9 protein-coding genes are annotated in these 12,145 nt (G+C 37.5%); 3 read left to right on the top strand and 6 right to left on the bottom strand.

All coding sequences use genetic code 11. The features are described from left to right. Window positions 1–51: 51 nt before the first annotated feature. Genes trpA through J3U42_RS01985 form a run of 5 tightly spaced genes read right to left on the bottom strand, consistent with a single transcriptional unit; the run spans window position 52 to window position 6,661 of the window. Complete coding sequence (trpA, locus tag J3U42_RS02005; RefSeq protein ID WP_267335221.1) at window positions 52–858, bottom strand: tryptophan synthase subunit alpha; 807 nt, start codon at window positions 856–858, stop codon at window positions 52–54. Continuing rightward, window positions 855–2,048, bottom strand: coding sequence for a tryptophan synthase subunit beta (gene trpB, locus J3U42_RS02000; protein WP_255556117.1), 1,194 nt, complete (start codon window positions 2,046–2,048; stop codon window positions 855–857). The genes trpA and trpB overlap by 4 nt, the downstream gene beginning before the upstream one ends. A 13-nt stretch (window positions 2,049–2,061) precedes the next feature. Further along, window positions 2,062–3,453: a bifunctional indole-3-glycerol-phosphate synthase TrpC/phosphoribosylanthranilate isomerase TrpF gene (gene trpCF, locus J3U42_RS01995; RefSeq protein ID WP_324169854.1), complete on the bottom strand. Its 1,392-nt coding sequence runs from the start codon at window positions 3,451–3,453 to the stop codon at window positions 2,062–2,064. 14 nt (window positions 3,454–3,467) lie between these two features. Next, window positions 3,468–5,099, bottom strand: coding sequence for a bifunctional anthranilate synthase glutamate amidotransferase component TrpG/anthranilate phosphoribosyltransferase TrpD (trpD, locus tag J3U42_RS01990; RefSeq protein ID WP_267335219.1), 1,632 nt, complete (start codon window positions 5,097–5,099; stop codon window positions 3,468–3,470). Next, window positions 5,099–6,661, bottom strand: coding sequence for an anthranilate synthase component 1 (locus J3U42_RS01985; RefSeq protein ID WP_267335217.1), 1,563 nt, complete (start codon window positions 6,659–6,661; stop codon window positions 5,099–5,101). Before J3U42_RS01985 ends, trpD begins: the two co-directional genes overlap by 1 nt. 634 nt (window positions 6,662–7,295) lie before the next feature. On the opposite strand from J3U42_RS01985, the gene J3U42_RS01980 reads away from it, so the two are divergent. The 3 genes from J3U42_RS01980 (at window position 7,296) to J3U42_RS01970 (ending at window position 9,412) form a co-directional block, all read left to right on the top strand. Further along, on the top strand, window positions 7,296–8,198 hold the full coding sequence (locus J3U42_RS01980; protein ID WP_294832873.1) for an SPFH domain-containing protein: 903 nt from the start codon (window positions 7,296–7,298) through the stop codon (window positions 8,196–8,198). A 101-nt stretch (window positions 8,199–8,299) separates the two neighbouring features. Continuing rightward, entirely contained in the window at window positions 8,300–8,761 is a 462-nt protein-coding gene (locus J3U42_RS01975; RefSeq protein ID WP_220217806.1) for an NfeD family protein, read from the top strand. 36 nt (window positions 8,762–8,797) lie between these two features. Beyond that, the gene (locus tag J3U42_RS01970) at window positions 8,798–9,412 is read left to right on the top strand and encodes a hypothetical protein (protein ID WP_267335215.1); all 615 of its coding nucleotides are present in this window, start codon (window positions 8,798–8,800) and stop codon (window positions 9,410–9,412) included. A 332-nt stretch (window positions 9,413–9,744) separates the two neighbouring features. Here J3U42_RS01970 and J3U42_RS01965 read toward each other — a convergent pair whose 3' ends face one another. Then, complete coding sequence (locus J3U42_RS01965; RefSeq protein ID WP_370633969.1) at window positions 9,745–11,892, bottom strand: carbon starvation CstA family protein; 2,148 nt, start codon at window positions 11,890–11,892, stop codon at window positions 9,745–9,747. Window positions 11,893–12,145: the final 253 nt, after the last annotated feature.

The raw sequence follows: 12,145 nt of genomic DNA, 5'->3' as shown, positions 1-12,145 counted from the left end.
TATTTTCCACTTTTCAAGTCAGCAGGCATAGCTGACCAATTCGCTAAAAAACTACTGAGCGGTTGCCATTTTCATACTTTTAACAAAGTGGGCTAACTCATCAAGCATTTTTTCAGGATTATCTAAGTTTTTCTCAATTAGTTTTACAGTAGCTGAGCCGGCAATGGCGCCGGCTGCACCGGATTGAATCGCTTCGCTTACTTGACTAGGATCGGAGATACCAAATCCTTGTATAGCCGGCGGTGCATTAAATTCAACCAATTTTTTTAATAAATGGGTGAGCGGTTTATTGGCTCTGTTTTCTGTTCCGGTCACACCAGCACGAGACACTAAATAAGTATAACCCTTACCTTGTTGGGCAATTTTTTTCATGACTTCATCATCAGCATTCGGTGGACAGATAAATATTGGGGCAATGCCATGTTTTTCTGCATACTGAGTGAATTCTGAAGCATATTCCACCGGTAAATCAGCAATTAAAACTGAGTCGACACCTGCTTGGGCGCATTTGGCATAGAAGTTATCAATGCCTTGTTTGAAAACTAAATTTGCATAAATCAATAGCCCGATAGGAATATCGGCATTATCTTTTCTGATTTGAGTTAACATAGCAAAACATTTATCCACAGTGATTCCACCATGAAAAGCCCGAATATTGGCATTTTGAATGGTTGGTCCATCGGCCATAGGATCAGAAAATGGTATTCCTAGCTCCAACGCATCCGCGCCGGCATCGATTAGAGTCTGTATAATTTTTAATGAAAGCTCAGGGTTAGGATCGCCAACTGGGACAAAAGGAACAAATGCACCTCTTTTATCTTGTTTTAATTTATCAAATAGTTTTTGATAACGGTTCATTCGACTTCTCCTTTTGCTTTTAAAATATCATAAACAGTAAAGATATCTTTATCCCCTCGACCAGAGAGATTGACAATCAATAATTGCTCTTTATTTGGATTTTCTTTGATCATCTTAAGTGCATAAGCTAATGCATGAGACGATTCTAACGCCGGAATAATACCTTCACTACGTGATAATGCTTTGAACGCATCTAAAGCTTCATCATCAGTAATCGACACATAATCTGCTCGGCCAATACTATCTAAATAAGCATGCTGTGGCCCGACAGACGGAAAATCCAACCCGGCTGAAATCGAGTATGATTCTTCAATTTGTCCTTCATCTGTTTGCATCATTGGGGATTTCATTCCAAAGTAGATACCCAGTTTTCCATGTTTTAACGATGCACCATGCTCACCACTTTCAATACCATGACCACCCGGCTCTACACCAATTAATCTGACCGATTTATCTTCGATAAAATTCGCAAACATGCCTATAGCATTCGAGCCACCGCCAACACAAGCAATAACCGCATCAGGTAACCGCCCTTCTTTTTCAAGGATTTGCTGTTTTGCTTCACGGCTAATCATTTGTTGAAATTCACGTACAATAGTTGGGAAAGGGTGTGGGCCTGCGGCAGTACCTAACATATAGTGTGCTTTTTCGTAGCTGCCAGACCAGTCACGCAAAGCCTCATTACAGGCATCTTTTAACGTCGCTGAGCCAGTTTCAACCGGAATCACTGTCGCCCCCATTAATCGCATTCTAAACACATTAGGCGCTTGACGTTTTACATCTTTTGCACCCATGTAAATTCGACACTTTAAGCCCAGTAAAGCACAAGCCAAAGCTGAAGCCACGCCATGTTGTCCTGCGCCCGTTTCGGCAATAATTTCCGTTTTTCCCATTCTTTTAGCCAGTAACGCCTGCCCTAAAACTTGATTTGTTTTATGCGCCCCACCATGCACCAGATCTTCTCGCTTTAAATAAAGTTTAGTTTTGCTGCCGGCAGTTAAATTTTTACATAAGGTCAGTGCAGTAGGCCGACCGGCATAATTTACTAAAAGATCATTAAACTCTTTTTGGAAACCGGGATCATTAATTGCTGATATAAAGGCATCCTCAAGTTGCTCAAGCACTGGCATTAATATTTGGGGAACATATTGCCCACCAAATTCACCAAAGTAAGGATTTAATTTAGACATAACCATTCCTTTTTTAATTTAATTTAATTTGTTCAAATACGGCTGTAATTTTTTGTTTGTCTTTAATGCCGGGTGACGCTTCTACACCAGAGTTAAGATCAACACCAATGACATTTGTTGCTAAGGCAGATTTTATATTTTGAGGATTAATGCCACCAGCTAAAATCACATTATCTAAATTGTGACCATTTAACAAAGACCAATCAAAACACTCACCTGTTCCACCCGCACCATTATCAAAAATATAGCGACTCACCAAAGGATTATGATGCTGAGGAATCACGCTACTAATGCTTATTGCCTGCCAAATTTGGCACGATTGAGGCAGTTGTTGGCGTAAAGCTTGTAGATAGTTATCATCTTCACCACCATGCAACTGAACAGCATAAAGCGATAACTGCTGGGCTATTTGGCTAACTTGATTAACGCTCTCGTTTTTAAAAACCCCAACCCAATTAAGTGGTGCTGCTGCGATGACAGAACGAGCTTTTATTGGTGAAATATAGCGTGGTGATGTAGGTGCAAAAATTAAACCACCATATACCGCACCCGACTGATAAGCAGCGACAGCATCTTCAGCTCGGGTTAAACCGCATACTTTATTTTCACCAAACATTACTTTTCTAATCGCTAATGTTAAATTTGATTCTGACATTAAGGCACTACCAATCAAAAAACCATGGGCATAGGCACTTAATTCCTTGACTTGATTATGTGTATAAATACCCGATTCACTGATAATAATACGATCATCAGGAATAGTTTTAGCGAGAGTTTTTACCCGATTTAGATCAACACTCAAATCACGCAAATTCCGATTATTGATTCCAATCACCTTAGCACCAAGCGCAATTGCTCGTTCGACCTCTTTTTCGCAACTCGCCTCAGTTAATATCCCCATATTGAGTTGATGCGCAATTTCACTTAAATAACGATACTCATCATCAGATAAAACAGACAACATTAATAAAATTGCATCGGCTTGATAATGACGGGCTAAATAGATTTGGTATTCATCGATAATAAAGTCTTTACAAAGAACGGGTTGAGTAACTTCATTGCGGACTATTGGCAAAAACTCAAAACTACCCTGAAAATATTTTTCATCTGTTAGCACCGAAATAGCCGAAGCATAATCTTTATAAACTTTAGCAATATTAGCGGGATCAAAATCATCACGAATCAATCCTTTAGACGGCGACGCTTTTTTGCACTCTAAAATAAACACAGTTTTAGGCTGACTTAATGCTTGATAAAAATCACGATCGCTCGGTTTTATAGCCGATTTAAATGTTTCTAACGGCTTTATTGCTTGTTGCTCGGTTAACCATGCCTGCTTATCATCGATGATCTTTTTTAATACCGTCGCCATTTCAACATTTTTGGTCAATGCTGCAATTGCCATAACACTCTCCCTTCCTATCTCGCCGCTAATTGTTGTAAAAGCGAATAAGCCTTGCCACTACGCATCATATCAATGGCCTGTTTAGCGTTTTGTTTTAAATCTGTTTGACCAAACAAGCTCATTAACATTGCGACATTAGCTGCAATAGCCGCTTCGTGAGCTGGTTTGCCGTGTCCTTGTAAAATTGCAATTAACATATCACGATTCATCTCTGGAGTGCCACCTTCAATATCTTTTAAGGCATACGTATTGAGTCCAAAATCTTGTGGCGTCAACGTAAAATAACGGATTTCACCATTTTTAACTTCGGCAACTTGAGTCTCACCATGAATAGCAACCTCGTCCATACCTGCGCCATGAACCACATAAGCATGAGTATAACCTAGCATTTTTAACGTTTCGGCAATCGGTTTAATCAAATCCGGATGATAAACACCTAATAAAATACGTTTTGGTCTGGACGGGTTAATCAACGGTCCCAATACATTAAAGATTGTTCTTGTTTTTAACTGTTGACGAACTGGGGCTGCATGGCGAAAACCGGTGTGATACTGTTGTGCAAATAAGAAACAGACACCAAGCTCATCTAACGCCTTTCGTGACGCTTCGGCTGGCATATTTAATTTAATCCCTAAAGCCGATAAGACATCTGATGAACCGGATTTACTCGATACTCCACGATTACCATGTTTTGCCACTTTATAGCCTAAGGCAGCAGCAACAAAAGCGCTGGCTGTTGAAATATTAATACTATTAGTTCCGTCACCGCCAGTTCCCACTATATCGGTAAAATCATAATCCGGAATATCGAAACTATCAGCATTTTCAAGTAATGCTTGAGCCGCTCCCGCTATCTCATCAGGTTTTTCACCACGAACTTTCATACTAATCACTGCGGTGGCAAGTACTGTAGGCTCAATTTTTCCTTGAATAATCAGATTAAACAGCATTTTACTCTCTTCTTGAGTTAATACTTGTCCTAAATACAATTTATTAAGGATTGGTTGAATATTGTATTCTTGTTTATCAACTATCGCTTCTTGTTTTGGTTGTACTTGAGGTTGTGGCGGATTAAGTGCCCATTCAATCGTCTGTTCTAATAGTTTTACACCTTGAATAGTTAAAATTGATTCGGGATGAAACTGAAAACCGCAAACTCGGTCTTGATCGTTACGTACAGCCATAACAATATTATTGCAAAGGGCATTAATCGTTAATGTTTTAGGAATATTTTCCCCTTTTAATGAATGATAACGAGCAACCGGTAATGGGTTAGGTAACCCTTTAAACATTGCTTGTTCATCGTGTTCTATCAGCGAAGCTTTACCATGCAAAATATCACCAGCTGGCACGATAGTACCACCGTAAGACTCAACAATGGCTTGATGACCTAGACAAATACCAATGATTGGTAACTGCCCTTTTAAACGTTTAAGCAGTTCCGGCATACAGCCTGCTTCGCTCGGCGCACCAGGTCCAGGGGATAACATTAAAATAGGGTTATGCATTTGAGATAATTTTTCGATAATAACATCGGCAGGTATCGTATTACGATAAATCGTCACACAATGTTTGCTATTACGTAATTGATCGACTAAGTTATAAGTGAATGAATCCACATTATCAATAAATAAAATATTAGCCATTAAAATACTCCTTCTACATTATGTGCTGCCATAATTGCTCGCACGACTGCACGTGCTTTGTTACGGGACTCATCGGACTCTAATTGAGGTTCAGAATCTAAAACCACACCAACCCCAGCTTGAACGGTTGCAATTCCGTTTTCAACATAGGCACTTCGAATAACAATACAAGTATCAAGATCGCCATTAGCGGTAAAATAACCTACAGCACCGGCATAACTCCCTCGTTTAACTTTCTCCAATTCAGCTATCAACTGCATTGCCCGAACTTTTGGAGCACCGGTTAACGTTCCCATATTCATCGTAGCTCTATAAGCATGTAAGGCATCTAAATCATGACGCAGTTGACCCACAACTCTTGACACTAAGTGCATAACAAAAGAGTAACGGTCTACTTTTAATAGTTCCTTGGTGTAACGCGTGCCGGGCTGGCAAATTCTCGCTAAATCGTTCCGTGCTAAATCAACTAACATTAAATGTTCAGCCAGTTCTTTTTTATCTGTTCGCATCTCAAGCTCTAATCGACTATCAAGATCATGATCGACTTCGCCGTTCTGTTTTAAGCCTCGAGGGCGAGTACCGGCAGTTGGATAGATTTCAACTTGATTAGTCGCCTTAGTATATTTAAGTGCACTTTCAGGAGATGCACCAAATAACACAAAATCCTTATCTTGCATATAGAACATATAAGGACTTGGGTTACTGGCTTTTAAAACTTGATAAGCCGATAATGGTGCCGGACAAGGTAATGAAAAACGTCTGGATGGCACAGCTTGAAAGATTTCACCTTGCTCAATCGCATCCTGCATTTTTTTAACCGCTGTATTAAAATCGTCATCACTTTTATTACACATTACTTTAACATTTGCCAATGATTGGGTCTTAATCGGTTTAACGGGTTGTTTCAGCATTGACTGTAATTCGGAAAATCTATCAGTTAATCGTGAAATTTCTTTGTCGTCAGAAGTAAAAGCGGTAGCTTTGAAAATTGATACATGGGATTGGTGATTAATTTCTAATAGGGTTTCTGCTAAGTAAAAGCAGAAATCTTCACAATGTTGTTCCGTTGGTAAAATCGGTAAGTTTTCAAAACCTGCAACTAAGTCATAACTAAATAGGCCACCAACAAAAACGGCATCGGCATGGCTGTGTTGTGGAATGTTAACCAGATTTAGCAATGCTCGTAATGCATCAAAAATGGATTGTGATTTTAAGCGAGAATCCTCATCTTGCAGATCATCTACAGCAGGAAAAACCAACGTTAATTTTTGGGGAGTAACAAGCTTTTGTTCGACACTATCTGAAAAAGTATTTTGCAATAAAGGCAGCAGTTTTTCACCATTGGTTGTCAATGCCTCGAAAGTCACTTCGTTATTTAACGCCGATATGCGCATCGCACTATCGACAATCATCACACTTTTAATACCTTGCTTGTTATCAATTTCCGCTGATTCTAACAACAATGTTGCTGGTCGATTATCACATAATTGATTAAACACTTGAGTCGGATCTTTTAGATAATCAATAGTCTTGGTTATCTGGGTTAACGTTGGCTTATTCATTGTTGACTCTCCTATTATGCAAATTTTTATTTACAATTTATTTTTTAACTTATCAGAAACTAAAAAACCCGCAGTTAGCGGGTTTAAGAAAAAACAATAATTCATCACATCACCCGCAAAAAAGTAATGCGCCACCAATCAAAGCTAGTGAACATACGGGTAGTTAAGCGTAAATATTGTGTTTTCATTTTAGTTATCAGTTTTAAATAAATTTTGTACTATTAAACTAGTTCATTAGTTTATTGTCAAGAGGATATTTTGTGTGCAGCATAAAAATTAACTTTAATCGATTTAACTAACCAAATGATATAGTCAAAGACACTCGTTAAAAGTCGTGCTTTGCTAATAAAAATTATCTTGTTTCAACAAGGCTTAAGGAGGTCTAACGTTAGTTAGGCACAATGGTATAACCTTTGACAGATATTTCAATCGATTACACGATAAAGCCGCTTTAACTTTATTGGTTTATTTTTATTAGTAGATGAATAATTTTATGCCAATCAAACGTTAATTTAACAGATTATTAAAAATATACTTACATTGTTAATTAAAACTAGTCAAATAGGGTAAGAACGATTAGAATGACTCACTTACTAAACCAACCATAAATTTTGAGAGATTTAGATATATGCCAATGTTTTATATTCTTATCGGTATCATTGTTTTACTTGCAGTTGTAACAGTACTAAAAGCCATTACTATCGTTCCACAAGGTTTTCAATATACTATTGAACGTTTTGGAAAATATACGCACACTCTAGAACCTGGTTTAAATATTATTATTCCATTTATGGATGGTGTGGGTCGTAAAATTAATATGATGGAACAAGTACTTGATATTCCGTCGCAAGAAGTTATCTCTAAAGATAATGCCAACGTACAAATTGATGCAGTGTGCTTTATACAAGTTCAAGAAGCAGCCAGAGCAGCTTATCAAGTTAACCAATTAGAGCGCGCAGTAATAAACTTAATGATGACTAACATTCGTACCGTTCTTGGTAGTATGGAGCTGGATGAAATGTTATCACAACGTGATCATATTAACTCAAAATTATTGAGTATTGTTGATGACGCAACAAGCCCTTGGGGAATTAAAATTACTCGTATTGAGATTCGAGATGTTCGCCCGCCAGCTGAGCTAATCGCTGCCATGAATGCGCAGATGAAAGCTGAACGTAATAAACGTGCGGAAATTCTTGAAGCAGAAGGTGTTCGTCAAGCAGCAATTTTACGTTCTGAAGGTGAAAAACAATCAGAAATATTAAAAGCTGAAGGTGAAAGACAAGCTGCATTTTTACAAGCTGAAGCCCGTGAACGTGCTGCTGAAGCTGAAGCGAAAGCAACTCAAATGGTTTCTGAAGCGATTGCCGCAGGTAATATCAATGCAATTAATTACTTTGTTGCACAAAAATATACCGAAGCGCTACAAAATATCGGCTCATCAGATAATAGTAAAGTTATCATGATGCCACTCGATGCAGCAAGCTTAATGGGTAGCATTGGCGGCATTGCTGAACTTATCAAAAATACTAAATAATTATCGTAAGATTTAGAAAATCTATCTCCTTGACATCATTGACTTGATGTAAGGAGATAATTATTAGTTTTTAATCAAATAAGTCTTGTAGGAAATCGATCATGACAGATTTTGCACTAATTATCTATAATTCACCTCATTGGGTATTTTTTATTTTAGGCGGTATTTTGTTGATCGCTGAATTACTTTGTTCTGGTGGATATTTACTTTGGAGCGGTATTGCAGCCATTATCGTTGGTTTAATCGCATGGTGTTTACCACTTTCTTGGCCTATCCTTTGGATTTTATTCTCTATTTTTACTTTAGTTTCAGCTTATATTTGGTGGGGTTGGCTCAAAAAGAAGGGACAGGATAAATCGAGTAAAGGTGAGATTAATCAACCACAACAAGACTTAATTGGTACTAAAACCGTTGTTACAAAAGCCATTGTTAATGGTTCTGGTCGAGTTAAAATAAAAGACGGTACATGGTCAGCTACCTGTGATAAAGATTTACCAGTAGGACAAGTCGTGATTGTGACTTCTGTGGATGGAATAACATTAAATGTTGAACCTATCCTTTAAAAAGTTTCAATATTTAATCATGTAGGAAAATAAAGAATGATGAAAAAATTTACACCAATTTTAGCGCTGTTAATTTCCGTTAATATTCACGCGGATCCAAAAGATGATTATAAAGAGGCTTATGTCACACCTGTATTTAAAGATATAGCGGGTTTTCCGTTTCCTGATATTACGCTTAAAGAATGGAATATTGAAAACAATATCTTTCTTTTAAAATACAAAGAAGAAGATATTGATAAAGTAATCGATATTTGTAAAAAAGAGAAAATCCCTGATTATAGTGAAAATGGTGATCAGACATTATTGGTGAAAACCAAAATATGCAACAAAGCAAAAATAATGAGTAAACTTTATCATATATCTCAAGATGAAACTTCTACTACACCTGATCCAGCCTATAGTGAAGCATGGATCACGCCAGTGTTTAAAGATATACCCGATTTTCCACTTCCGGATATCACAGCCGATGAATGGCAATATACGCCTCTATCTGTATTGAAAAACAAATATGAGAAAACCGACATTGAGAAAATGATTAAAATTTGTAAAGAAAATAAAATCCCTTTTTGGACTGATGATACTAAAAATGCACCAAAATTTATGCAATCGTTATTGTGTAACAAAGCAGAATCATTGATTAGATACTACTAACTTTTACATTAATTTATTTTATTAGCCAATATTAATTATTGGCTGATTTTTTAATGAATAAACTGCAAATATTTACCTATCAGTAAAAATAAATTATTCACATTCTTTTTACCTATCCATGCTACTTGCTATCAATCTATAAATGACAAATAGATAGTTAAAGCGGCATCGCTAAATTAGCTGATTTGACACTCGTTATTTTCAATAGTTGAAGCACTTTTTTAAAGCCAAAATAAAAAAGCCCAACAATGATCGATTGTTAGGCTTTAGCTAAAATAATTTGAGTTTACTGTTGAGATGCAATATCGCTACTACATCCTAATTAGCTCAAACTAATGTGACATTGATGTTTTTACACCACCTTTAGGAATTGGTATATACATTCTTTCTTTATCTGTTCTTTGTTTATTTTTGAAGGCTTTGATTGCCGTTTTAATACCAAAAAAGATAATACCATAAACAACAACTAAGAACAGGATACTTAATCCCGCATTGGTGTAGTTGTTTATTACAATGTGGTGCATATTATCGATTTGTTGTGGTGTTAAATCGCTACCTTCGGCAATACGACGATTATATTCATTCGCTAAATAGAAGAATCCTTCAAGTTGTGGATTGTTGCTAAATAGTTTCAATCCTAATGCCCATGTTGTACAAATTAATAACCATATAGCAGGAATAATCGTTACCCAAACATATTGAGCACGTTTCATCTTAATTAACACAACTGTTGCTAAAACTAAGGCTACTGCGGCTAACATTTGATTAGAAATACCAAACAATGGCCACAAACTCTTAACACCGCCTAATGGATCGACAACACCTTGATATAACAGATAACCCCATAAGCCAACACAACCTAGCGTACCAATGAAACCGGCAACTAACGAATCAGTTTTTTTCAAGAATGGCACAAAATTGCCTAACAAATCTTGAAGCATAAAGCGACCTGAGCGGGTACCTGCATCTAAGGCTGTTAAAATAAATAAAGCCTCAAATAAAATACCAAAGTGATACCAAAAGCCCATATCAGCACCAGGAATAATCTGATGAAATACATGTGCAATCCCAACAGCTAAAGTTGGCGCACCGCCTGCACGATTTAAGACTGAAGGCTCACCAATATCTTTTGCGGTCTGTAGTATCTCTTCAGGTGAGATCACAAATCCCCAAGAACTGACCGTTGCAGCGGCATGAACGGTTACCTCTTTCAATTGTTCAATAATCATCGGAGCTTGATCGGTACCTAATTTATGAAGATCGGGCATAGTAATACCTAAAGCTGCCGGAGGCGTATTCATGGCAAAATAAAGTCCCGGCTCAATGATCGATGCCGCAACTAAAGCCATCATAGCGACAAATGATTCCATTAGCATTGCACCGTAACCAATAAAACGGGCATCGTTTTCATTTGCCAGTAATTTTGGCGTAGTACCCGATGCAATTAATGCATGGAATCCGGAAACCGCACCACAAGCAATAGTAATAAATAGGAATGGAAATAATGCGCCTTTCCATACCGGACCTGTTCCGTCGACATATTGTGTGATATCAGGCATTTTAAGATCAGGATTTAAAATAACGATACCAATGGCTAGCCCAACAATAACACCAATTTTTAAGAAAGTAGCAAGATAATCACGAGGCGCTAAAATTAACCATACAGGTAACATGGCAGAAACTAATGCATAACCAACTAGTGCATAAGTAATCGTGGTTGCTTTAAAAGTTAAAGCTGGTCCCCAATATGCATCATGAGCAATTACACCACCAAACCAAATTGAGAGAATTAATAAAACAATCCCTATAACCGAGACCTCAAGAACACGGCCTGGTCTGATAAATCGCATATATATTCCCATAAATAAGGCAATAGGTACGGTTGAACAAACCGTAAATACACCCCACGGGCTTTCAGCTAAGGCTTTAACTACAATCAATGCTAATACCGCAAGGATAATAAGCATAATCAGGAAACAGCCAAATAATGCGATAGTGCCGGGAATAGATCCCATCTCTTCTTTAATCATTTCACCTAATGAAGAACCATTACGGCGAGAAGACAAAAATAACACCATAAAGTCTTGTACAGCACCCGCCAACACAACCCCGGCAAGTAGCCAAAGGGTACCAGGCAAATAACCAACTTGAGCAGCTAAAACAGGGCCAACAAGCGGTCCGGCTCCGGCAATAGCAGCAAAATGGTGACCAAATAAGACATATTTATTAGTTGGTACATAATTCAAACCGTCATTATTTATGACAGCAGGCGTTGCTCGAGTAGGATCTAATTGCATCACCTTCTTTGCAATATACATACTGTAATAACGGTATGCGACAAGATAGATTGAAACAGCAGCGGCAACTATCCATAGTGCACTGACATGTTCTCCACGTCGTAATGCAACTACCGCCAGACAGCATGCACCGACAAAAGCTAGGATCAACCATGGAATATGTTTGAAAACTTTATTATTCATAATGATTCTCTTTGTGGGTTTATATTAATTAGTAAGAAACTTAGCCACCCTTAACCAGTTAAAAATTGGTTAAAAATCAAAAGTACATCATAAAAGATGACTTTTGACAATTAGCGACCTAAGCGCTTACTAAAGGTTCCTTTATATCCAAGCGTATAGTAATTTTTTATTGATTTGAAAGAAATTAGTATTTTAGTTATAGGCTAAATCAAGCTGATAAGTGGTTAAATTTAGCCAATGAACGGTCGAATTA

Source organism: Gilliamella sp. B2923 (assembly GCF_026536565.1).
Taxonomy (GTDB): Bacteria; Pseudomonadota; Gammaproteobacteria; order Enterobacterales; family Orbaceae; genus Gilliamella.
The sequence above is the reverse complement of the archived record's forward strand: the minus strand, read 5'-3'. Positions and strand labels throughout refer to the sequence as shown.

What these genes read in the sequence shown, in the direction of transcription:
- trpA (WP_267335221.1), bottom strand. Translation starts at nt 858, where the DNA reads ATGAACCGTTATCAAAAACTATTTGATAAATTAAAACAAGATAAAAGA.
- trpB (WP_255556117.1), bottom strand. Translation starts at nt 2,048, where the DNA reads ATGTCTAAATTAAATCCTTACTTTGGTGAATTTGGTGGGCAATATGTT.
- trpD (WP_267335219.1), bottom strand. Translation starts at nt 5,099, where the DNA reads ATGGCTAATATTTTATTTATTGATAATGTGGATTCATTCACTTATAAC.
- J3U42_RS01975 (WP_220217806.1), top strand. Translation starts at nt 8,300, where the DNA reads ATGACAGATTTTGCACTAATTATCTATAATTCACCTCATTGGGTATTT.
- trpCF (WP_324169854.1), bottom strand. Translation starts at nt 3,453, where the DNA reads ATGGCAATTGCAGCATTGACCAAAAATGTTGAAATGGCGACGGTATTA.
- J3U42_RS01980 (WP_294832873.1), top strand. Translation starts at nt 7,296, where the DNA reads ATGTTTTATATTCTTATCGGTATCATTGTTTTACTTGCAGTTGTAACA.
- J3U42_RS01970 (WP_267335215.1), top strand. Translation starts at nt 8,798, where the DNA reads ATGATGAAAAAATTTACACCAATTTTAGCGCTGTTAATTTCCGTTAAT.
- J3U42_RS01965 (WP_370633969.1), bottom strand. Translation starts at nt 11,892, where the DNA reads ATGAATAATAAAGTTTTCAAACATATTCCATGGTTGATCCTAGCTTTT.
- J3U42_RS01985 (WP_267335217.1), bottom strand. Translation starts at nt 6,661, where the DNA reads ATGAATAAGCCAACGTTAACCCAGATAACCAAGACTATTGATTATCTA.